This is a genomic window from Nocardia altamirensis NBRC 108246 (genome assembly GCF_001612685.1).
Taxonomy (GTDB): domain Bacteria; phylum Actinomycetota; class Actinomycetes; order Mycobacteriales; family Mycobacteriaceae; genus Nocardia; species Nocardia altamirensis.
The window spans coordinates 64,288-86,352 of sequence record NZ_BDAY01000052.1; the positions used below are offsets into that span (position 1 = coordinate 64,288).

The window sequence follows — 22,065 nt, forward strand, 5'->3', positions numbered from 1 at the left end:
CGTTCCCCGGAATCGGCCGAAGGCGGTACGGCACACCGTCGGCTGTACCGGAGAATGTTCACCTTGCTGTGGACAATGGGGACACCGCGTTGCTCACGCCGTCGATCCGATCGGAGCCACCGCTATGCACGATGACCGTCGGTTGATAGAGAGCCGCCTCGGACGAGTGTTGTCCGAGCGGATCGCTCCGGCGATCTACCCGGAGTCGGTGCCGCTGACGGCATCCATCTGGGTCGCGCCCGATGAGCCGGTGCCGGTCGCCGATGGCATCGCCGCGCCGCGCACGCCGACCCGGCCCGGTACCCCGTGGGGCGCGCCGTGGGGCACCAGCTGGCTCACGGTCGAGGGCACCGTGCCGGAGGCGTGGGCAGGCAAGACCGTCGAGGCGATCATCGACCTCGGCTTCGACGTCAACGCGACGGGTTTCCAATGCGAGGGCTTGATTTATCGACCTGACGGGTCACCGGTCAAGGGTCTGCACCCGCGCAGCCAGTGGGTTCGGGTGGCGTCGCCAGCGGTCGGCGGCGAGCAGGTGTTGTTGCATGTCGAGGCGGCGTCGAATCCGAGCATTCCCTTCTTCGGACCGACCGCACTCGGTGACAAGCTCACCGCGGGCAGCGACCCGCAATATCGGCTCGGCCGAATGGATCTCGCGGTCTTCGACGAGGAGGTCTGGCAGCTGGTGCTCGACCTCGAGGTGCTCGGCGAGTTGATGCACGAGATGCCGGAGGATCCCGCCCGCCGCTACGACATCGTCCAGGCGATCGAGCGCGCGCTCGACGCCATCGATCTGCAGAACGTGAACGCCACCGCCGCGGCCGCGCGCGCCTGCCTGGTCGATGCGCTGGCCAAGCCTGCGATCCCGTCCGCGCACACGATCTCCGCAGTCGGGCACGCGCATATCGACTCCGCGTGGCTGTGGCCGTTGCGCGAGACGGTACGCAAGGTCGCGCGCACCACCGCCAACATGACCGCGCTGCTGGCCGAGGACCCGGACTTCGTCTACACGATGTCCCAGGCCGCGCAATACGATTTCATCAAGCAGCATCGTCCCGAGGTCTACGCGAAGGTCAAGAAGGCGGTGTCGGAGGGGCGGTTCGTGCCAGCGGGCGGCATGTGGGTCGAGGCCGACACGAATATGCCAGGTTCCGAGGCGATGGCACGGCAGTTCGTACACGGCAAGCGGTTCTTCCTCGACGAATTCGGCATCGAGAACGAGGAGGCGTGGCTGCCCGACACGTTCGGTTTCGCGGCGGGGCTGCCGCAGATCATCAAGGCCGCCGGGTCCAAATGGCTACTGACACAGAAGATCTCCTGGAGCCAGATCAACCAGTTCCCGCACCACACCTTCCTGTGGGAGGGCATCGACGGAACCAGGATCTTCACCCACTTTCCGCCCGTCGACACCTACAACTGTTCCATGCAAGGCCGCGAGATCGCGCACGCCGCACGGAACTTCAAGGAGAAGGGCCGCGCGTCGATGTCGCTGGCGCCGACCGGCTACGGCGACGGCGGCGGCGGGACGACGCGGGAGATGGTCGCCAAGGCCGCCAGGATGAAGAACCTGGAAGGCTCGCCGAAGGTGGTGTGGGACAAGCCCGCCGACTTCTTCGCAAAGGCCGAGGCCGAGTATCAGAACCCCGCGGTGTGGGTGGGCGAGCTGTACCTCGAGCTGCACCGCGCCACGCTGACCAGTCAGGCGAAAACCAAGCAGGGCAATCGGCGCAGCGAGCACCTGCTGCGAGAGGCCGAGCTGTGGGCCGCGACGGCGGCGGTGCGCAAGAATCTCGACTATCCGTACGCGGCACTGGATCGGCTCTGGAAGACGGTGTTGCTCAATCAGTTTCACGACATCCTGCCCGGCTCGTCGATCGCATGGGTGTACCGCGAGGCGGAGCAGACCTACGCGGCAGTGGCCGAGGAGCTCACCGCGATCATCGAGCGGGCGCAATCCGCGCTCGGCGGCGGGCAGGCAGGCCCGAACGTCTTCAATGCGACGCCGCACGCGTGGCAGTCGGTTCCGGCAGGCGGGGCGGGCCCGGCGGCGGCGGGTGAGAGCTGCTCGGTGCGCGAACGCACCGGCGGCGGATTCGTCCTCGACAACGGCCTGTTGCGGGTGGAGGTAGACGAGCGCGGCCTCGTGGTGTCGTTGTTCGACCTCGCCAAGCAGCGCGAGACGCTGCCGCCCGGCGCCGCCGCGAATCTGCTGCAGCTGCACCCGGATCTGCCGAATTCGTGGGACGCCTGGGACGTCGATCTCTTCTACCGGAACCGAGTCACCGATCTCACCGAGGCGGATTCCGTCGTGGCGGAACCGGATTCGGACCGGGTACGGATCGCCCGCTCATTCGGGTCCTCCAAGATCGAGCAAACCCTCACGCTGCGGGCAGGCGCGGACAGCCTCGACATCGACACCAGCGTCGACTGGTACGAGACCGAGAAATTCCTGAAACTGGCTTTCCCCCTGGACATTCACGCCGACCGCTACGCCTCCGAAACTCAGTTCGGCCACCTGTACCGCCCCACCCACACCAACACCAGCTGGGAGTACGCGAAGTTCGAGGCATGCAACCATCGCTTCGTCCACCTCGCCGAGCCGGGCTGGGGTGTCGCGCTCGTCAACGACTCGACCTACGGCCACGACGTCACCCGCACGGTCCGCGCCGACGGTGGAACGACGACAACACTGCGCGCGTCATTGCTTCGCGCCCCGCGATTCCCCGACCCGCTCACCGATCACGGCGTCCACCATTTCCGGCACTCGCTGCTGCCCGGTGCCACGATCGGTGACGCCGTGCGCGCGGGCTACCTCATCAACCTCACCGCGCCGACCGCAGGCGTAGCCGAACCGGTCGAGCCGCTGTTCACCGTCGACAACGACGCCGTGGTGACCAGCGCCGTCAAACTCGCCGACGACGGCAGCGGCGACGTTGTCCTCCGCGTCTACGAGGCGCACGGCGGCCGCGCCTCGGCACTGGTCACCGCGGGCTTCCCCAGCACCGATGTCCAGGTCTGCGATCTGCTCGAACGCCCACTGCCGACGGACTCCGCTGTCACCGAGGAGGATGCGGGAGTTCGCTTGCGGCTGCGTCCTTTCCAGCTGGTCACTCTTCGGTTTGCGCGATCCACTCTCGGGTGACCTGCACTTCGTCGCTCAGGCGGGCAGCGAGTTCGGTGGCGAGGTGGGCGAACCGGGTGTCGCCGGTGCGCCACAACAAGGCCGTACGGACTTCGAGCTGTAGGTCCTCGACGGGCATGATGCGGAACTCACCACCGCGCACGGCGCGCAGTTCTTCGATGTCGAACGGTGCGATGACGAAACTCGGCGTTTGGCGCAGCATCAGCAGCAGGCCGTCGATGGTCCTGAATCGGCTGTTGCCCTCGACGATGCCCGCCCCGGACAACGCGGTGCGTGCCCGCTCGCCGAGGGCAAGTTCCCAGTGCCGAGGTCCGCGCACGTAGGTCAGACCACGCAGGTCCGCTACCCGCACCGAACTGCGGTCGACGAAGAGGGCGGTGTCGACGAGAACCCCCATCGGCCGGATGCCGACGGGGATCGATTCCAGTCCCGATCCGGCCGCCGGAATATGGGTCAGGGCGACGTCGATGTGGTTGCTGCGCAGGCTGGCACCGATATCGGCGGAGCGCAGTTCCGTCAGCGTGAAGGAGAACTCGGCGGACAGGTCGGTCATGGCCGTGGTGAGCTTGTGGCTGAGATCAGTGCCGACCAGCTCCGGGATGGCCAGTCGCACGTCCACCGTCTCGTCGTTCGGCGCCGCGACAAGGCCAGGCAATGCATCGAAGTCGGCGACGATCGAAAAGGCCAGCGGCACAAGGCGTTCACCGGCCGGCGTCAGCCGGACCCGGCGCGTGGAGCGCTCGAAAAGCGGTGCCCCCAGTTCCGATTCGAGCGCTTTGATGCGCTGACTCAGCGGCGGGACGGACATCTGGAGCGCCTGCGCGGCCCTGGTGAAGTTCAACTCCCTGGCGACAGTCAGGAAATAGCGCAGATGAAAGATCTCCATTTGCGATATGGTAGCCATTACGTCCGCAATGCCCGGTACCGCAGGTGACGTTCCGCCGAACTCTTCGCTCGAAGACGATGAAGCCGCAGGTAGATAGCCTTCTGCATTGTTATCGATCTGGTCATGATAACTCTGAGGAACATGGTAATTCCGTTAGCCGATCTATCGAATTAGCGTGAATTTCATCCACTCGAGAAACCGAAACCAGCGAGGAGGCGCGTCGTGACGATTGATATCCGCAAGGTGACAGTCCTCGGGACCGGAGTGCTCGGTTCCCAGATCGCATTCCACACCGCATACAGCGGATTCGACGTCACCGCGTATGACATCAGCGAGGCGGCACTCGTCGGCGCCCGCGAACGCATCAACTCCCTGGTAGCGACCTACAACAACGAGGTCGAAGGGGCCGCCGACGGCAAAGCCGAACGAACAGCCGCCGGCATCGCGCTCAGCGCTGATCTCGCCGCAGCGGCGAAGGACGCCGACCTGGTCATCGAGGCGGCGCCGGAGGTCCTCACCATCAAACAGGACACCTACAAACGACTCAACGACGTCGCACCCGAGCAGACAATCTTCGCCACGAACTCGTCCACCCTGCTGCCCAGCGACATGAAGGATTTCACCGGGCGGCCGGACAGGTTTCTCGCACTGCACTTCTCGAACCAGATCTGGATGCACAACGTTGCGGAAATCATGGGAACGCCCGACACCGATCCCGACGTGTTCCGAGCCGTGGCCGATTTCGCTGCCGCGATCGGCATGGTGCCGATCGAGCTGCACAAAGAAAAGGCAGGCTATGTCCTCAACTCGATGCTCGTGCCGTTTCTCGACGCCGCCCTAGCGCTCGCCGCAGGCGGGTATGCCGAACCGGAAACCATCGATATGACCTGGAAGATCGGCACGGGCTTCCCGTTCGGCCCGTTCGAAATGCTCGATGTCGTCGGCCTGAACACCCCGTACAACACCCACTCCCACGGCGGCGAGGACAAACAGAGAATTGCCGCGTGGCTGAAGGAAAACTACATCGACAAGGGCAAGCTCGGCGCCGCAAGCGGCGAGGGCTTCTACCGGTACCCCAGCGGTTCGGCCTAAACCCGAACAGGCAATCACAGCCAGGAGGCGTGCCGTGTTCCAGGCACTTCTAGTACTCAATCCCGCGGGCGGGACCATCGACCGCATCGACCTTGCCGATCTGTCCGTCCGGACGATCGTCGACAACGTCCGTTCGTTTCCCGATGGCATCGCCTACGACCCCGTCGCAGGACGCATCTATTGGACCAACATGGGTGTGCCCGATCTCGATCCGGACCTTCCACCCGCCGAAAACACCGTCGACTTCTCGCCGAAGAACGGCTCGCTCGAGTCCGTCACCATCGAAGGCACGGATCGTCGAGTGGTCCTTCCAGTCGGAGCGCTGACAACCGGCAAGCAGCTCGACGCCGATTTCGCTGCGGGGCAGCTGTTTTGGAGCGACCGCGAAGGCAGGCGGGTGAGCCGCGTCGCAGTCGACGGCACCGGATTGACCGATCTGGTGGTCAACCCGGTCACCGGCGACAAGACCGACGAATGTGTCGGCATCGCCGTCGATCCGGCGGCGAACACGCTGTATTGGACGCAGAAGGGCCCGACCAAGGGCGGCCGCGGTCGCATCTTCCGTGCGAATCTTGTTGTGCCCGAAGGCCAAACCGCCCAGCACCGGACGGACATCGACGTGCTGTGGGAGAACCTGCCCGAGCCGGTCGATCTGTGGATCGACACCGCCAACCATTACCTCTACTGGACCGACCGCGGCGCAGAGCCCGCAGGCAACACGCTGAACCGCGCGCCGATCCCGGGTCGTCGCGAATCCGGTTGGGAACCGGAGATTCTCGCGCGCGGTTTCGGCGAGGCGGTCGGGCTCGCCGTCGATCCGGAAGCCGGCATCGCCTATGTCACGGGCCTCGACGGCGTGCTTCGCGCCGTCGCGCTGGACGGCTCTTCCGACAGCGTCATCGCGAAATTCGAGGGTCAATCACTGACCGGAATCGTAGGTATCTGATGAATACGCAACAGCCACGCACCATCGCGATAGTCGGCGCAGGCGTCATCGGGATGTCGTGGGCCCGGCTGGCCCATCGGCACGGATGGCAGGTGGTGATCACCGACCCTCGGCCCGATCTCGGCGAGCTCGTCGAGTCCGAATTCGGTGTCGGACAACGCGTCTCATGGACCGCCGAGTTGGCCGACGCGGTGCACGAAGCCGACCTGGTCCAGGAGAACGGACCGGAGCGTCTGCCGGTCAAGCAGCAGATCTTCACCGAGATTCTGCGCGCCGCCCCCGCCGATGCCGTGCTGGCCACCTCCAGCTCGTCGATCACCGCATCGCTGATCGCCGCGGGCCTCGGCAGGGCCGAGCGCATCATCGTCGGGCACCCGTTCAATCCGCCGGAGCTCATGCCCCTCGTCGAGGTCCTGCCCGGCAACAAAACCGACGAATCGACCGTCACCCGCGCCGTCGCGCTCTATACCGAGCTCGACCGGGTGCCGGTCGTGATCCGCAAGGAAATGCCAGGATTCGTCGCCAACCGGCTCCAAATGGCGTTGACCGCCGAGGCGATCTACCTGGTGGAGTCGGGCGTGGTCGACGTCAAAGAGCTCGATGCCATCGTGCAGAACTCGTTCGGCCTGCGGTGGTCAACCATCGGGCTCTTCGAGGCCATGGCACTCGGCGGCGGGGCGAGCGGTGTCCGCCATCTCTTCGCCGGGCTTGGCACCGAGGTCGGCAAGATCGAGTTCGGCAGACCGTCGACGGACCCAGCAGTGCGCGGCAAGCTCATCGAAGACATCGAAAGCGCTTACGGCACAGGCGAACAGAACTTCCAACGCCTCGTCACCAAACGCGACCGCAAGACCACTGCAGTACTCGAAGCACTGACGAAGGCCGATGACCAGCCGGCCGTCTACACCAGCCCGAATGCCTGATAGGACAACCATGCTCACTCAACGCTTGAAGAATGCGCTACACAACAAGAATCAGCCGGTCGACCCGCACGCCGAATTGCAGGAGGTGCTCGGCAGCGTCGGCCTCGCCGCCGAGGACTCGGGCGGCGAGATCACCTTCATCGGCGCCGAACCGCTGGTGCCGAGCACGCTGAGCCTGGCGTCGGCGCCGAGCGTCGCCTTGGTCGCCAAGTCGGTCGGGATCGCCAAGCTGTGGCAGCTTCGCGGCGGCCCCGGCCAGGACATCAGCATGGACATGCGCAAAGCACCACATCGACTGTGCCCCTTCTACGATCGCAAATGGGAGAAGCTCAACGGCCTGCTGCCGATGGCCTATTGGGACCCGGTACCCGAGCCGGTGTCCATGCCGCGGTTCTACCAAACCGCCGACGACCGTCACGTGGCGAGCGTGGCCATCTATCCGAAGCTCAAGACCGACCTGCTGCAACTACTGAACGCGACCGACAGCATCGAATCGGTCGGCAACAAGATCAGTCAGTGGAAGGCCACCGAGCTGGAGGAGGCCGCTGCGGCCGCAGGCGTGGTGCTCACCAAGGTGTTGAGCGTGGAAGAGCTCATGTCCGAGCGGCAGTTCACCGAGGTGCTTGCCGACATGCCGCTGATCGAGATCGAGAAGATCGGCGACAGCGACCCTGAGCCCTTACCGCTCGGAGGCAGTGCACCGCTGGACGGCATTCGAGCGCTCGGCCACGCGCACATCATCGCGGGCGCAGGCATCGGTCGCACGCTGTCGTTGCACGGTGCCGATGTGCTCAATATCTGGGATGCACGTGAGCTCGAGTTGCCCTGGCTGTATGCCACCTCGAATGTCGGTGTCCGGTCGTCCCTGTTGGATTTCAAGACCGCCGACGGCGCCGCGAAGATGCGCGAGTTGTTGCGCGGAGCCGACATCTTCTACGCCAACCGCCGCCCCGGATACCTAGAGCGCCACGGGCTTTCGCCGGAGGAGGCCGCCGACATCCGGCCGGGCATCATCCATGTCAGCAACTCGCTCTTCGGGCGGACCGGGCCATGGGCCAACCGAGTCGGCTTCGATCAGAACGCGGGCGTCGCCGCCGGGATGGCCCTGCTCGAAGGCTCACACGAGGAGCCGATGCTCCCGTTCATCGGTGTGGTGAACGACTGGATCCTGCCCTGGATGTCCACTGTCGGCATCGCGGCCGCACTCGAGCGCCGCGCCACCGAGGGCGGCAGCTACCGCATCCATGTCAGCCTGACTCGCATCGCGCTGTGGATCATCAGCCTCGGCCTCTTCGACAAGCAGCACGTCGCGTACACCATCGGCTCGGACGAGGACCACAAGTACCTCGACCCGGACACCTTCACCATGGACGGCCCTGCGGGGCTCTACCAGGGCGTGACCGACCAAGTGCAGATGTCGGAAACGCCCGGCCAGTATCCCTTCGGCCTCATGCCGCTCGGCTCGGGTCGACCGGAGTGGCTAGCTCGACCTTGACAACCAGAACACACTGACACCGGAAGAGGAACGATGACTACACACGTCACAACGGCAACGGACGCAAGGATCAGGGAAATCGGCGGTCTCGAGACGACGTACCTGTTCGATATCGCCATCGACTTGAAGCCACCGCTGGATATCGGCCCAGGCCCGCTCGGCAATCGCATGTTCTGGCCGGTGATCGGTGGGACGTTCAACGGCCCGAAGCTGCGCGGCGAGGTGCTGCCCGGCGGCGGCGACTGGTCGCTGGCCGCCGCCGACGGTTCTGGACGAGTGGATGTGCGGCTGACACTGCGCACACATGACGACGCACTCATTCACGTGACCTATACCGGTCGTCTCAACGGCCCCGCCGACGTGCGCGCGCGACTGATGGACCCCACGCAGGCCGGCGCAGTCGACCCCGCCAGCTACTACTTCCGCACCAGCCCGCAGTTCGAAACCGGCTCCGCGAAATACTCCTGGCTCAACCAGGTCGTCGCCGTCGGATCGGGCTATTTGATCGATGGCGGAGTCGCCTACCGCGTATTTCAGATCGACTGAGTATCGAAGCCCGACCCGCCCACGCTGCCGTCTCAGTCACGCGATCGTATGATCAACCTCGATATTGCTCTACCCTGCGGCAATGGCGTAGCTATCGCGTCGGCGCGTGGATTCATGGTTCGAGGAGAGCACGATGCGTTTCGAAGGTGACACCTGGGACATTGTGAGCGGGGTCGGGAAGACCGCGCTTCAGGTCGCGGCCGCGCGGGCCGTCGTCAGCAAGCAACCCGATCCGCTGATCGTCGACGAATACGCCGAGCGGTTCATCGTGGCCTCCGGCGATGCGGACACCATCCAGCTGATCAGCGATCCGGCATTGTGGGCCGAGCATCCGCTTGCCACCGGCGCGATGGGGCTGCGCACCAAATTCTTCGACGACTTCTTTCTGGCCGCGACAGACGCCGGGGTACGCCAGGTGGTCATTCTGGCCGCCGGTCTCGACGCGCGGGCTTACCGGATCGACTGGCCGGAGGGCGTCGTCGTGTTCGAGGTCGACCAACCGATGGTGTTGCAGTTCAAACGCCGCGTGCTCATCGAATCCCGCGCCGAGGCGAAGGCCACGCGCAGGGAGGTCGCGGTCGATCTGCGCGACGACTGGCCTGCCGCGCTCCTCGCCGCAGGATTCGATCCGAACGCGCCGACGGCATGGTCGGCGGAGGGACTGCTCGCCTATCTGCCCGGTGCCGCACAGGACGCCTTGTTCGCTCGGATCACGGAATTATCGACCCCGGGTAGCCGGTTGGCCGTCGACGATATCGATATCAGTGTCGACATCGATTTCGAGGAGCTGGTCGACGCGCAGACCGAGGAATTCGGAGGCACCCCCATAGATGCCTCCGAGCTCGCGTCATTGTTCTACACCGACGACCGGAAAGAACCCGGCGAATGGCTGGCCGAACAAGGCTGGAACACCCGGAGTGTGCCGCCCAACGAGCTGGCCGAGCGATATCACCGGCCGCTGCCCACCATGCCGGAGCCCTTCGCGACGGTATTCGGCAGCATCAGGTACTTGAGCGCCCACAAGTTTTCCTGACGCGGTGCGCGGTGGTCGGACTCACCACCAGCTGTCCCATGGGTTCTGTCCCTGCTGGCTTTGCCACGGGTTCCACGTTCCTTGGTCGGAATCGCTTTGCCAGGAGTTGTCGTCCTGCTGGTTCTGCCAAGGGTCCCACGAGTTGTTGTCGGGCTGGCTCTGCCAAGGGTCCCACGAGTTGTTGTCCGGCTGATTCTGCCAAGGATCCCACGAGCTGTTATCGGGCTGGCTCTGCCAAGGATTCCAGGAGTTGTCGTCGCCTTCCCACGGGTTCGACGAGTTGTCGTCGCCTTCCCACGGGTTCGACGAGTTGTCGTCGCCTTCCCACGGGTTCGACGAGTTGTCGTCGCCCTCCCAAGGATTCGACGAGTTGTCGTCGCCCTCCCAAGGATTCGACGAGTTGTCGTCGCCCTCCCAAGGATTCGACGAGTTGTCGTCGCCCGGTCCACCCGGGCCGGTGGAGTCGTCCGGCTGCCCGGTCTCGTCGTCGCCATCGCCAGGGCTGCTGTCTCCGGGTTCGCTATCTCCAGGCTCGTTCTGATCGGACGGGTCGTCCTTCCCCGGCGCGCCCTTCTTGTATTTACTGTTGAGCGTATTGATTTCGTCTTTGCTCAGCGGGGTCGGGCCATTTTTGCACCTGTTCACCGAGCTCGCCATGATGCTGCAGCCACTGTCGTTGTGGTCGAGACCCATGGCGTGCAACAGTTCGTGCGCGGCGACTTCGGTGCGGTCGTCGGCGTTGAAGCCCTTATTCTTGGGATCGAGCTTTACGAAGGGGCCACTGCCGTCCCAACCGCCCATGCCTGCCACGCCGCCGCCGAAGCGTTCCGACGTAATCTTGATGGCGCCCCTGCCCGTTCCCGGTTTCAAAACCCAGTTGATGCCAGGTGTCGAATTCAGGTGCTTGACAGCCTTTTCGATGGCTTCGTCTTTGATCGTGTTGTTGTAGTGCAGGATCGCCCTGCCCTGGCTGTCGTTGCCCTGGGTCTGCACCTTGAAGCCGAAGCTCGGCGCCGCAGCGACCGCGGTGGCGCTTGTGGTCAGTGTGACCGCGGCGGGACCGAGCAGCGTACCTGCGATCAGCGTTGCGGCCAGTCGGGGTGAGCCGTACGCGGGCGACTTCTTGGCTCGATGCTTTCCACGATAGTTGCGACGATTGGCACCCGACATAACCCGCGTAGACCTCCGTGTTGTACTGCAGTTGAACGTTTTTAACCGAGCCTTAAAAGCGCCTGATGCCGCACGGCTATCAAGCGACCAATATTGGAAATCGAGCGTCGGCTCGCGGATCGGTGTGGCCAACTGTACAGACGACCAGTGCATGACAACGAATTTGTAAGTCAGCCTTAATTGTCGGAAAAGTGCCCTTATCACGGTCACATCACAATATGGCTGCCAGCTATCCGAAACCCCTGTGCGCCACCAGCTCTCGGCCCCACACTGCCGCGCCGGCCGCAGCAGTCAGCAGCAGGCCAGGCCCCTGCCGTGAGATCGTGGTGAAATGCCGGTGAAAGTTCCGCAGACGACGCTCCGGCCATGAGAATTTTGCAGCGTGGAATAGTAGCCGTCGCGATGGGAGCCGTCGCGATGCTCGTCGGCAATGCGACCGCGGCAGCCGCGCATCCGCCGTTGACGATCTCACCGTTTCTGTGGAACTGGTACCACGACTCGTGTCTGACCGACACCGGCAACGGCGGGGTCGAGATGCGGCAATGTCAGTGGGAGTCAGACATTTTCACCGATATGATCGCGAGTCAGCGGTGGGGTGAGCTGTCGGTGCGAACCAACGAATACGGTCATCGGGTGGTGCAGCTGCACAATGGCCGAGGCCAGTGTCTGAACAGCACCTACAACGGTGCCGGTGCACGAATCACGTTGTCGGCGTGCGTGAAAACCGAAGTAAGGCAGCATTGGACGATCGAAACCCACCCGACCTACCGCTTCACCTTCGTCAGCACCTCCGACAATGTCCGCGACAGCTACACGATCGGTTCCGAAGACGGTCGCGATGTACGGCTCAAGTCGAACATCAACTGGGGCGACCAACGTAAGTCGATGTGGGATCTGCACTGACACAGTGGAGTCACCGACCGCGACGCGGTATCGACGCGTAGTTTCGCTGTATGGGTGGCAGGCTGGCGCTGGTCGTCGGGGCGGAATGTGCGGCACTGGGACGGCTCGGGTTCGTCGACGAACTCGCCACCGACCTGTACACGCGGTTGCACCGACTCGGCGGCTGGCGGTCAGCGATCGCCATGGAAGGCCCCGTGCTCGATCCGACCGTCGATGAGTTGAAAGCCGCTATCGCGCAGGCATGTTCGGCAGCGTCGCAGCAACAGGCGACCTTGTTGATCAGCTTCATCGGACACGGGATCGCCGTGCACCGGAACCTCTTTCTGCTGGCGAAGGATTCGGATCCGGGCGAGACGATCGATTCCGATAAGGCGTACAACCTCGGGCAAGGCATTATCGAGAAGCTCATACCGGCCCGCCTCGACGGCTTGATCGTGCTGGTCGACGCGTGCGAGGCGGGAGCAGGCGCGAAGGACGCCCACCGCTGGATCGAAGTCATCGATCCAGCGGCCGGTCGGATCGAAGTGCTCACCGCGTCCGACGAAGGCAACGCCTACAACGGATGCTTCACGCGCACAATGCTGTCGGCCTTCGAACAAGGCCTTCCTGAACACGGCACCTACCTGCTGCCAGCGGATCTACGGCCCCGAATCGCGCAGTCCTGTACGAGGCAAACCCCACGCCAGCTCAGTTCGGCGGTCGGCGGGGATCCCGGATTGTGGTTGGTCCCCAACGTCTCTCGGGTCAACGACGCGGTGTTCGACCGGCCACAGGCCGGATTCGTCGACCAGCTCACCAAAGGGCCTGCGATCGGTGCGGTCGTCAAAGACCGAGCGGCGGCGGTGTTCGCCGCCAGTGAGCACCGACTGCGGGTCGTGGTTGGTCCAGCAGGCTGCGGGAAGTCCACCTTGATGTCGCTGTTGATCCGGCCGCATTTGCTGCCGGGGGCGCCGTTCACCGCCGACTATGTCACCGCTGCGGTATTCCTGGACCTGTCGAGCACCGCGGAATCCTTCGTCGAGGAACTCGCGAACCAACTGCGACGCAGGGTCGACGGCTATCGAGAGGCAGTCGAGACAGTCAACGCGCGGTACCTCGACCACGCCGACCCTGAGCCCGACAGTGTCGAACTCGACGTGCTACTGCCGTTGGCGTTGGTGCGACCCAGATTTGGGCAGATCACCATCATCGTCGACGGGCTCGATCAACCCGAGTCCGGCAGCCGCGACCAAGTTGTCACCACGATCGCGCAGCTGACCAGCCGCGCGAGTCTCGCCCACGTCCGGGTCATCGTCGGCCTTCGCGAGGGCACCGGGATCGAGGATTTACCTCAGCTGTCGCCTCGGCATCACACCTACCTGCCTTCCCCCGCGGACAGCGACCTGCTGACCGCGGTCCTGCGCGCGCACGCCGTACCCGAGCACGACGACGGAGGACGGTGGACGAACTGGGTGGCCTCGTTGCGCAGCCAGACAAGCGCCGGGGGTTGGCTATTGGCGCGGCTGATGGTCGAAATCCCCGACCTCACCGACCAAGACCGCACGGAAGACATCGATCTGCGCGCGCTCGTCCACCAGCGAATCCAGGTCGCGGTCAACGCGTCCGGCTCGGGAACCGGCAAGGCGATCGCCGCGATCCTCGGTGTTCTCGCAGCCGCGGGCTCCGGTCCGGTGCTGCCCCTCGAGCTCTTAGATGACGCCGTGCCCGCGCTCGGTCTCTCGATCCGCCGATCCCAGATACGGGACCTCGTCGCCGGCCTGGGTGTGCTTATCAGCAGAGGCAATCCCGGCACCGAGGCGGAGGTTCTCGGCTTGGCGCACACCGACTTCGGGCCGTCGATCCATCAGCAGCTCACCCGATTCGGCATCCGGATACCCGCCACGCATCGCGCCATCCTCACCGCGCTCGACGCCGTCCGCTCCGACGCCGCGACTCGATACGCGAGAGGATCCGCGGTCCGTCACTACCTTGCGATCGGCGACTCGAGGGCCGCCTTCGCCTATCTGCTCAGCCGAAACACCGCCAACGCTGCCGACAATCGCGCCAGGTGGGCTTCCTGGCTGCACCTGTTCACCGATTCGCTCGGCCCGGATCACCCCCACACCCTGACCGCCCGCCACAATCTCGCCTACTGGCGCGGCGAGAGCGGCGACACGGCGGGCGCCGTCGCCGCATTCGAGCGGCTGCTCACCGATAGCCTGCGCGCGCTGGACGTCGATCACCCCCATGTGCTCAAGTCGCGCAGCAATCTCATTCTGTGGCGGGGCCAGAACGGCGACGTGGCGGGAGCGGTACTGGCATTGGAACAGTTGGTCGCAGACTGTGTCCGGGTGCTCGGTCCCGCGCACCCGGACACCCTCGTCAATCGCGACAACCTCGCCTACCTCCGCCAGCGATTGGCCGGAGAGGTCTAGTGCGGCAAGGGTTTCCGGTGCGATCGCACCACCGGACCCCGACCGGCGATGCACAGTGCGGTCAGAGGGGCTGAAGCCACCGGGACGGGCCGCGGCGGCTGGCTACGAAGCGCTGCGCGGTCCTGCCGCGCTGACCCCGCGGTAGGCGCGGCGGTAGTGGCTCGGGGTGGTGCCGGTGTCGCGGGCCAACAGCAGGCGCAGGTTTGCCGCGGTGCCGAGGCCGGTGTGGTCGGCGACCTGGTCGATCGGCAGGTCTGTCACTTCGAGGAGGCGGCGGGCCTCGAGGAGGCGCTGGGCGGTGAGCCAGCGTTGCGGGGATGTGCCGGTTTCGGCGACGAAGCGGCGGGCGAAGGTGCGTGGGGCCCAACCGGCATGCCGTGCGAGTTCGGCGACGGTGATGCGGTCGGCCAGGCGGGTCAGGGCCCACTCGCAGGTCGCGGACAGGCCGGTGCCGGTGGCCGGGACGGGACGGTGCAGGAACTGCGCTTGGCCGCCGGTGCGGTGCGGGGCGACGACCATCCGGCGGGCCACCTCGGCGGCCGCGTGTTCGCCGTAGTCGCCGCGGACGACGTGCACGCACAGATCGATGCCTGCGGCGATGCCCGCGCTGGTCAGCACCGATTCTTCGCAGACGTACAGCGCGTCCGCATCGACGTGCACCGCGGGATACCGAGCGGCCAGCTCCGCGGCATCGCGCCAATGGGTGGTGGCGCGCTTGCCGTCGAGCAGGCCCGCGGCAGCCAAGGCGAACGCGCCCGTGCATACGGAGATCATCCGCGCGCCGCGAGCCGCGGACTGCCGCAGCGCCTCGATCACCTCGGCGCTCGGTGCGGAATGTGGTGCATAGCCGGGGATTACGACGGTCTCCGCCGTATCGAGCGCCTCGAGCCCTGCGTCCACGGACACCGCGAACCCGGTCGTGGTCGGCACCACCCCCGGCGTCTGCGCGCAGACGGTCAGCGCGTACCGGTCGCGCTCATCGGGGTGGCCGAATACCTGCGCAGGGACGCTGAGGTCGAACGCGACCACATTCGGCAAGACCACGACTGCCACCTGATGCACAGGCAGAATTCTTGCACAATGCGGCAATCCTGCCTCTCGCCAGGTCGAATCCGTGATCGCACTGTTGACCCATGACCAATTCCGCCCGCTATCTCGGGATCCTGTTGTTCGACGGGATGGAAGAACTCGACGCCATCGGTCCGTGGGAGGTCTTCGCCTGGTGGACTCAACACTTCCCGGGCGACGGCTACCTCGCGACCACGTTCTCCGCCGACGGCGGCCCCGTCACCTGCGAAAAGAGTCTGGTCGTCCAGCCGCACCACAGCATCGACAGCGTGCCTGCGCTCGACGTGCTGCTCCATCCCGGCGGCGACGGCACCATCCCCATGCTGACCGATCCCGCCCACCTGAAGTGGTTGCGCGAGCAACGCACCCACGTCCCGCTGATCACCAGCGTCTGCACCGGCGCCACCGTTCTCGCCGCAGCAGGCCTTCTGCACGGCAGACCCGCCACCACCAACCGCAAAGCCTTCGACCGCCTACGCGAACTGGACGCGACCATCACACCCCGCCCAGGCGAGCGCTACGTCGACGACGGCGACATCATCACCTCGGCAGGCATCTCCGCAGGCATCGACATGGCACTACACATCGTCGCCCGACTGGCCGGCCCCACCCGAGCCCACGACGTCCGCGAAGGCATCGAATACTCCCCCGACCCACCCCACTGACCGGAGTTGGTCAAACCGATCACGGGCACTGGTGGCGGCATTTCGCGAGAGCCCACCGCCACCAGTGCCCCGTGATCACTTGTCCAGCAGCAGATCTCAGGTCGGACCGCTGATCGCGGCACGCTAGCGGTGGGAGCCGTTTCGGGTCAGTTCGACGAAGCGTTCAGGGCTGATGTTGCCGCCTGAGACGATCACGCCGATGCGTTGTGCACCTCCGACGGCCTGTTGGAGGACGGCGGTCAGGGCGGTGACGCCGCTGGGCTCGACGACGATCTTCAACCGTTCGAAGGCGAAACGCATTGCGTCCCTTATAGCGTCGTCGTCGACGAGGACGATGTCGTCGACAAGGCGGCGGTTGATCGGGAAGGTCAGTGCACCGGGGATTTCCGCCGCCTGCCCATCGGCGATGGTCTTCGGCACCGGGATCTGAACTCGTTCGCCCGCTGCCAGCGAGCGCTTGGTGTCGTCGCCTGCGGACGGTTCGACGCCGATGACCCGAATATCGGGGTACAGCGCCTTCGCCACGGTGGCGCTTCCGGCAATCAGCCCACCGCCGCCGATCGGCACAACCAAGGTATCCAGCGCACCGACTTCGTCGAACAGTTCCAGGGCGGCGGTGCCTTGTCCGGCGATCACGTGCGGATGGTCGTACGGCGGAATGAGCGTCAGCCCACGCTCTTCGGCCAACGCGGTGGCCAGGGCGACGCGGTCGCCGGTGTAGCGGTCGTAGGTGACGATCTCCGCGCCGTAGCCGAGGGTGGCCTCGATCTTGTAGGCCGGGGTGTCCTCGGGCATGAGGATGACCGCACTGGTGCCCACTTCCCGTGCGACGAACGCGACGGCCTGCGCATGGTTGCCCGAGGAATAGGCGGCCACGCCCCGCGCGAGTTGCTCTTGGCTCAGGCGCGAAATGGTGTTGTAGGCGCCGCGAAACTTGAATGCGCCGACGCGCTGGAAGTTTTCACATTTGATGAGCACCTCGGCACCCACCTGATCATCGAGCTCGCGCGAGGACAGCACCGGCGTCCGCTGAGCGACTCCGGCCAGGCGCGCCGCCGCGTCCTGCACGTCGGCGAGGGTGATCGATGCGGTCATCGTTGCTCCGGTCTTCGGCTCGGACTCCACCCCGATACGAGCGTGCACCGAGTGAAGATCATGACCAGCGCGAGACTACCGATCCGATCCGCGGGAAACTGCTTCATGTCTAAAGCTTTAGGTATAAAGTACTTTTATCGCGACTCCTGAGGAGGCGCACGTGAAGATCGTGTGCATCGGCGGCGGACCCGCCGGACTGTACTTCGGGTTGCTGATGAAGCGACTCGACCCCGACCACGAGGTCACCGTGGTCGAACGCAATCGGCCCTATGACACCTTCGGCTGGGGCGTGGTGTTCTCCGACGCCACGATGGAGAACATGTGGGCGTGGGATCCGGAGTCCGCCCGGCAGATCCAGACGGCGTTCAACCACTGGGACGACATCGAGTTGCGGTTCAAGGGACGCACGCTGCGCTCGGGCGGGCACGGCTTCGTCGGCATCGGCCGGAAGAAGCTGCTCAACATCCTGCAGGCGCGCTGCGAGGAGCTCGGGGTGGTGTTGGAGTTCGATCGAGAGATCTGCTCCGACAAGGAGTTCCCCGACGCGGACCTGATCGTGGCCGCGGACGGGGTCTCCTCGAAGGTGCGCGCGGAACATCGCGACGTGTTCGCGCCCGACATCGTCACCCGGCCGAACCGCTACATCTGGCTCGGCACCGAGAAGCTGTACGACGCTTTCACTTTCGATTTCGTCGAGACCGAGCACGGCTGGTTCCAGGCGCATATCTACCAATTCGACGAGAAGGCGAGCACGTTCATCGTCGAGTGCCCGGAGCACGTGTGGCTGGCGCACGGACTCGACAAGGCCGGGCCGGACGAGTCCGTCACCTTCTGCGAGCAGCTGTTCGCCGACAACCTGCAAGGCAGGAAACTGATGACCAACTCGCGCCACCTGCGCGGGTCGGCATGGCTGAACTTCCAGCGGATCACCTGCGAAAAATGGTGGCTGCACAACGGAAACAGCCACGTGGTGCTGATGGGCGACGCCGTGCACACCGCCCACTTCGCCATCGGCTCCGGCACCAAGCTGGCGCTCGAGGACGCGATCGAGCTGGTGCGCCAACTCGGTGCGCGCGGCGACGCGGACCTGTCCGAGGTGCTCACGCGCTACCAGGACATCCGTTCGATCGACGTGCTGCGCCTGCAGAACGCGGCATGGAACGCGATGGAGTGGTTCGAGGTCTGCGGCGAACGGTATTGCGGCCAGCTCGAACCCGAGCAATTCATGTACTCGATGCTCACGCGCAGCCAGCGCATCGGCCACGAGAATCTGCGCTTGCGTGACAAGGGCTGGCTGGAAGGATACGAGCGCTGGTTCGACGCGCGAGCGGGCGTGCCGAGGACGGCCGAAGAACCTTCCGTCCCACCGATGTTCACGCCGTACACCGTGCGGTCGGTGACGCTGAAGAATCGGGTGATCGTCTCGCCGATGGCCCAGTACTCCGCCGTCGACGGGGTGCCCGGCGACTTCCACCTCGTGCATCTCGGCGCCCGTGCGACCGGCGGCGCCGGACTGGTGTTCGCCGAGATGACGTGTGTGAGTCCCACCGGGCGGATCACGCCGGGCTGCCCCGGCCTGTACACCGACGAGCAGCAGCGGGCCTGGCAGCGCATCGTCGATTGGGTGCACGGCAACTCTGACGCGAAAATCGGTATGCAGCTGGGCCATTCGGGTGCGAAGGGCTCCACCCGCCGCATGTGGGACGGCATCGACCAACCGCTCACCGCGGACGACGACGAGCCGAACTGGCCGTTGATCTCGGCTTCCCCCCAGCAGTATCTGCCGGGGGTGAGCCAGTGGTCGCACGCGATGACCGAGGCCGACATGGACGAGGTGACGGCTCAGTTCGTCACGGCCACGCACCGCGCCGCCGCAGCGGGTTTCGATTGGCTCGAATTGCACTGCGCGCACGGCTATCTGCTGTCGAGTTTCATCTCACCGCTGACCAACCGGCGCACCGACGCCTACGGCGGGTCGCTGGCGAACCGACTGCGCTACCCGCTGGAGGTGTTCGCGGCGGTGCGCGCCGCGTGGCCGTCGGACCTGCCTGTGTCGGTACGCATTTCGGCACACGACTGGGTCGACGGCGGCATCACTCCCGCCGATGCCGTCGAGATCGCAAAGCGGTTCAAGCTGGCGGGCGCGGATCTGATCGACTGTTCCTCGGGCCAGGTCAGCAAGGAAGAGACGCCGACCTTCGGCCGGATGTGGCAGACACCGTTCGCCGACCGGGTACGCCAGGAGGCCGGGATCCCCACCATCGCCGTCGGCGCGATCTCCGAGGCCGACCACGTGAACAGCATCGTGGCCGCCGGGCGCGCCGACCTGTGCGCGATCGCCCGCCCGCATCTGGCGAATCCGGCATGGACGCTGACCGAGGCCGCCAAGATCGGCTACACCGACCTGGTCTGGCCGAAGCAATACGGTGCGGCCAAGCGGCAATTCGAAGCGAACATCCAGCGCCAGCAGGCCGCCGCGGCAGGGAAAGGCTGATCGGCATGCCTGAAATCGACTCCGCCGGTGGTCTTTCCGGTCGGCACGCGCTCGTCACCGGCGGATCGCGCGGGATCGGGGCGGCGATCGCGAGCAGGCTCGCCGCCGACGGCGCACGCCTGACCCTGCTGTCCCGCGACTTCGTGCGAGCCACCGAAACCGTTGCTCGACTGCCGAAATCGGCGCACGCACACGCCATCGCGTGCGATATCACCGACCCGGCGGCCATCGCGGACGCGTTCGCGGACGCCCGCGCGCAGCACGGCGCGGTGGACATCCTGATCAACAACGCCGGGCAGGCGGCGAGCGCGCCCTTGCGGCGCACCAGCGACGAACTGTGGCATCGCATGCTCGCGGTCAACCTCACCGGCACCTTCCTGTGCGCACGGACCGCGGTCGCCGACATGCTCACGTCCGGCCGGGGCCGGGTGGTCAACATCGCGAGCACGGCAGGCCTGCGCGGCTATCCCTACGTCATCGCTTACACCGCGGCCAAACACGGCGTGATCGGCCTGACCAGGGCCATGGCGCTGGAACTCGCAGGAACGCCGATCACCGTGAACGCGGTGTGCCCCGGCTTCACCGACACCGAACTGTTCCAGGAGAGCGTGACGCACGTGATCGACAGCACCGGCCGCGGCGCCGAGGAGGCGAGGGCGGCATTCGTCCGGCACAACCCGCAGGGGCGGCTGATCGAGCCTGCCGAGGTGGCCGACACCGTTGCCTGGCTGTGCTCGGATGCGGCCGCTTCCATTACCGGCCAATCGATTTCGGTCAGCGGCGGGGAGGTGATGTGAGGTGAGTCCGCGCTCTGCCGACGCCGGTCACGTGCTCGGCGACGAACGCATCGGGATGGAGGCGCGCACCGTCTCCGGCGATCACCTCGATGTGCGGCTGTGGCTGCGGCTGCTGGCCACCACCAACGAGATCGAGCAGGAGATCCGCACCAGGCTGCGGACCCGGTTCGCCACCACGCTCCCCCGCTTCGACTACCTGGCCCAGCTCGAACGCCATCCTGATGGGCTGCGGATGAGCGCTCTCTCGCGCTACTTGATGGTGACCGGCGGCAACGTCACGGGCCTCACCGATCAGCTGGTGGCCGAGGGCTGGGTCGACCGGATCCCCGACCCGGTCGACAAGCGCGCCACGCTCGTCCGGCTGACCGACCTGGGGCGCACGCGGTTCGAGGAGATGGCCGACGAACACGAACGCTGGCTCACCGAGATGTTCGCCGGTTTCGGCCGCGGCGACGAGCAGGCGCTGTTCGATCTGCTCGGCAGGCTCCGCGTCCATCTCGCCGCAACGGCCGACACCACCCGCCCACCGAACCACCGGGACCGTTCATGACCTATGACCTGGATCCAGCACTGCGCGCGGCCAACCGGACTACGCTCGCCGACTATTCGAGCACCCACTTCCGCTGGCAGGTGCACGAGGGTGTCGGCACGATCATGCTCGACCGCCCGGACCGCAAGAACCCGCTGACCTTCGATTCCTACGCCGAGCTGCGAGACCTGTTCCGCCGCTTGGCTTATGCCGACGATGTCGCGGTGATCGTACTGTCCGGCGCCGGGGACAACTTCTGCTCCGGCGGCGACGTGCACGACATCATCGGCCCGCTGATCGCGCTGCCCGCACCGGAGTTGTTGCGGTTCACCAGGATGACCGGCGATCTGGTGAAGGCGATGCGGGCCTGCCCGCAACCGATCGTCGCCGCGGTCGACGGGGTGTGCGCCGGGGCAGGCGCGATCCTCGCGATGGCGTCGGATCTGCGTGTCGGAACCGCTCGCAGCAGAACGGCTTTCCTGTTCACCAGGGTCGGCCTGGCCGGGTGCGATATGGGTGCCTGCGCGATGCTGCCCCGCATCATCGGTCAAGGCCGCGCGTCCGAATTGCTCTACACCGGTCGGGCGATGACCGGTGACGAAGCGGTCGCGTGGGGCTTCTTCAACCAACTCGCTGAGCCGGATCAGCTTCTCGACACCGCCGCGCAGCTCGCCCAAAAGCTGGCCGACGGCCCGACCTTCGCGCAAGGCATCACCAAAACCATGCTGCACCAGGAGTGGTCGATGAGCCTGGATCAGGCCATCGAGGCGGAGGCACAGGCCCAAGCCCTGTGCATGCTCACCGAGGACTTCGCGCGCGCCTACCACGCGTTCGTCGCGAAGCAGCGGCCGAAGTTCGAAGGGAACTAGT

The 22,065-nt window shown here is 65.6% G+C and carries 18 protein-coding genes; 14 read left to right on the forward strand and 4 right to left on the reverse strand.

Features of this window, described 5'->3' with window-relative positions; genetic code table 11:
• The first annotated feature begins 124 nt into the window (after window positions 1-124).
• On the forward strand, window positions 125-3,139 hold the full coding sequence (locus tag NA11_RS26545; RefSeq protein ID WP_069164722.1) for an alpha-mannosidase: 3,015 nt from the start codon (window positions 125-127) through the stop codon (window positions 3,137-3,139).
• Here the strand turns inward: NA11_RS26545 and NA11_RS26550 are convergent.
• Complete coding sequence (locus tag NA11_RS26550; RefSeq protein ID WP_167837736.1) at window positions 3,105-4,025, reverse strand: LysR family transcriptional regulator; 921 nt, start codon at window positions 4,023-4,025, stop codon at window positions 3,105-3,107. The genes NA11_RS26545 and NA11_RS26550 overlap by 35 nt on opposite strands.
• 222 nt (window positions 4,026-4,247) lie before the next feature.
• Between NA11_RS26550 and NA11_RS26555 the strand changes: the two genes are divergently transcribed.
• The 6 genes from NA11_RS26555 (at window position 4,248) to NA11_RS26580 (ending at window position 10,060) form a co-directional block, all read left to right on the forward strand.
• The gene (locus NA11_RS26555; protein ID WP_069164724.1) at window positions 4,248-5,117 is read left to right on the forward strand and encodes a 3-hydroxyacyl-CoA dehydrogenase; all 870 of its coding nucleotides are present in this window, start codon (window positions 4,248-4,250) and stop codon (window positions 5,115-5,117) included.
• A 34-nt stretch (window positions 5,118-5,151) separates the two neighbouring features.
• On the forward strand, window positions 5,152-6,063 hold the full coding sequence (locus tag NA11_RS26560) for a YncE family protein (RefSeq protein WP_069164725.1): 912 nt from the start codon (window positions 5,152-5,154) through the stop codon (window positions 6,061-6,063).
• Entirely contained in the window at window positions 6,063-6,986 is a 924-nt protein-coding gene (locus tag NA11_RS26565) for a 3-hydroxyacyl-CoA dehydrogenase NAD-binding domain-containing protein (protein ID WP_069164726.1), read from the forward strand. Before NA11_RS26560 ends, NA11_RS26565 begins: the two co-directional genes overlap by 1 nt.
• Window positions 6,979-8,481, forward strand: a complete 1,503-nt coding sequence (locus NA11_RS26570; RefSeq protein WP_084655090.1) for a CoA transferase — start codon at window positions 6,979-6,981, stop codon at window positions 8,479-8,481. The genes NA11_RS26565 and NA11_RS26570 overlap by 8 nt, the downstream gene beginning before the upstream one ends.
• Window positions 8,482-8,514: 33 nt before the next feature.
• Window positions 8,515-9,027 carry a DUF3237 domain-containing protein gene (locus NA11_RS26575; RefSeq protein ID WP_084655091.1) on the forward strand — a complete coding sequence of 171 codons (513 nt, stop codon included), beginning with the start codon at window positions 8,515-8,517 and terminating at the stop codon, window positions 9,025-9,027.
• 133 nt (window positions 9,028-9,160) lie between these two features.
• Complete coding sequence (locus NA11_RS26580) at window positions 9,161-10,060, forward strand: class I SAM-dependent methyltransferase (RefSeq protein ID WP_069164754.1); 900 nt, start codon at window positions 9,161-9,163, stop codon at window positions 10,058-10,060.
• Between the two features lie 21 nt (window positions 10,061-10,081).
• Here the strand turns inward: NA11_RS26580 and NA11_RS26585 are convergent, their stop codons facing one another.
• A complete protein-coding gene (locus tag NA11_RS26585) occupies window positions 10,082-11,230 on the reverse strand; it encodes a matrixin family metalloprotease (RefSeq protein ID WP_069164728.1) in 1,149 nt (382 codons plus the stop codon).
• 366 nt (window positions 11,231-11,596) lie between these two features.
• Between NA11_RS26585 and NA11_RS26590 the strand changes: the two genes are divergently transcribed.
• Both NA11_RS26590 and NA11_RS46390 read left to right on the forward strand, forming a co-directional pair.
• Window positions 11,597-12,133, forward strand: coding sequence for a ricin-type beta-trefoil lectin domain protein (locus NA11_RS26590; protein WP_141717858.1), 537 nt, complete (start codon window positions 11,597-11,599; stop codon window positions 12,131-12,133).
• Window positions 12,134-12,183: 50 nt separating this feature from the next.
• Entirely contained in the window at window positions 12,184-14,547 is a 2,364-nt protein-coding gene (locus NA11_RS46390; RefSeq protein ID WP_069164730.1) for a tetratricopeptide repeat protein, read from the forward strand.
• A gap of 102 nt (window positions 14,548-14,649) precedes the next feature.
• Here NA11_RS46390 and NA11_RS26600 read toward each other — a convergent pair whose 3' ends face one another.
• Window positions 14,650-15,591 carry a GlxA family transcriptional regulator gene (locus NA11_RS26600; protein ID WP_245746184.1) on the reverse strand — a complete coding sequence of 314 codons (942 nt, stop codon included), beginning with the start codon at window positions 15,589-15,591 and terminating at the stop codon, window positions 14,650-14,652.
• Window positions 15,592-15,680: 89 nt separating this feature from the next.
• Between NA11_RS26600 and NA11_RS26605 the strand changes: the two genes are divergently transcribed.
• The gene (locus NA11_RS26605) at window positions 15,681-16,280 is read left to right on the forward strand and encodes a DJ-1/PfpI family protein (protein ID WP_069164732.1); all 600 of its coding nucleotides are present in this window, start codon (window positions 15,681-15,683) and stop codon (window positions 16,278-16,280) included.
• Window positions 16,281-16,403: 123 nt separating this feature from the next.
• Here the strand turns inward: NA11_RS26605 and NA11_RS26610 are convergent, their stop codons facing one another.
• On the reverse strand, window positions 16,404-17,375 hold the full coding sequence (locus NA11_RS26610; protein WP_069164755.1) for a pyridoxal-phosphate dependent enzyme: 972 nt from the start codon (window positions 17,373-17,375) through the stop codon (window positions 16,404-16,406).
• Window positions 17,376-17,535: 160 nt separating this feature from the next.
• On the opposite strand from NA11_RS26610, the gene NA11_RS26615 reads away from it, so the two are divergent.
• The 4 genes from NA11_RS26615 to NA11_RS26630 are packed head-to-tail and all read left to right on the forward strand — an operon-like array spanning window position 17,536 to window position 22,064.
• Complete coding sequence (locus NA11_RS26615) at window positions 17,536-19,869, forward strand: bifunctional salicylyl-CoA 5-hydroxylase/oxidoreductase (RefSeq protein WP_069164733.1); 2,334 nt, start codon at window positions 17,536-17,538, stop codon at window positions 19,867-19,869.
• Between the two features lie 5 nt (window positions 19,870-19,874).
• Window positions 19,875-20,666 (forward strand): SDR family NAD(P)-dependent oxidoreductase, encoded by a 792-nt coding sequence (locus NA11_RS26620; protein ID WP_069164734.1) that lies wholly within the window; start codon window positions 19,875-19,877, stop codon window positions 20,664-20,666.
• A gap of 1 nt (window position 20,667) precedes the next feature.
• Window positions 20,668-21,216, forward strand: a complete 549-nt coding sequence (locus tag NA11_RS26625) for a MarR family winged helix-turn-helix transcriptional regulator (RefSeq protein ID WP_245746185.1) — start codon at window positions 20,668-20,670, stop codon at window positions 21,214-21,216.
• On the forward strand, window positions 21,213-22,064 hold the full coding sequence (locus tag NA11_RS26630) for an enoyl-CoA hydratase family protein (RefSeq protein WP_069164735.1): 852 nt from the start codon (window positions 21,213-21,215) through the stop codon (window positions 22,062-22,064). The genes NA11_RS26625 and NA11_RS26630 overlap by 4 nt, the downstream gene beginning before the upstream one ends.
• Window position 22,065: the final 1 nt, after the last annotated feature.

Coding starts and splice junctions, on each gene's coding strand:
- NA11_RS26620 (WP_069164734.1), top strand. CDS start 19,875: ATGCCTGAAATCGACTCCGCCGGTGGTCTTTCCGGTCGGCACGCGCTC.
- NA11_RS26580 (WP_069164754.1), top strand. CDS start 9,161: ATGCGTTTCGAAGGTGACACCTGGGACATTGTGAGCGGGGTCGGGAAG.
- NA11_RS26605 (WP_069164732.1), top strand. CDS start 15,681: ATGACCAATTCCGCCCGCTATCTCGGGATCCTGTTGTTCGACGGGATG.
- NA11_RS26585 (WP_069164728.1), bottom strand. CDS start 11,230: ATGTCGGGTGCCAATCGTCGCAACTATCGTGGAAAGCATCGAGCCAAG.
- NA11_RS26590 (WP_141717858.1), top strand. CDS start 11,597: ATGAGAATTTTGCAGCGTGGAATAGTAGCCGTCGCGATGGGAGCCGTC.
- NA11_RS26610 (WP_069164755.1), bottom strand. CDS start 17,375: ATGACCGCATCGATCACCCTCGCCGACGTGCAGGACGCGGCGGCGCGC.
- NA11_RS26550 (WP_167837736.1), bottom strand. CDS start 4,025: ATGGAGATCTTTCATCTGCGCTATTTCCTGACTGTCGCCAGGGAGTTG.
- NA11_RS26545 (WP_069164722.1), top strand. CDS start 125: ATGCACGATGACCGTCGGTTGATAGAGAGCCGCCTCGGACGAGTGTTG.
- NA11_RS26630 (WP_069164735.1), top strand. CDS start 21,213: ATGACCTATGACCTGGATCCAGCACTGCGCGCGGCCAACCGGACTACG.
- NA11_RS26575 (WP_084655091.1), top strand. CDS start 8,515: ATGACTACACACGTCACAACGGCAACGGACGCAAGGATCAGGGAAATC.
- NA11_RS26570 (WP_084655090.1), top strand. CDS start 6,979: ATGCCTGATAGGACAACCATGCTCACTCAACGCTTGAAGAATGCGCTA.
- NA11_RS26565 (WP_069164726.1), top strand. CDS start 6,063: ATGAATACGCAACAGCCACGCACCATCGCGATAGTCGGCGCAGGCGTC.
- NA11_RS46390 (WP_069164730.1), top strand. CDS start 12,184: ATGGGTGGCAGGCTGGCGCTGGTCGTCGGGGCGGAATGTGCGGCACTG.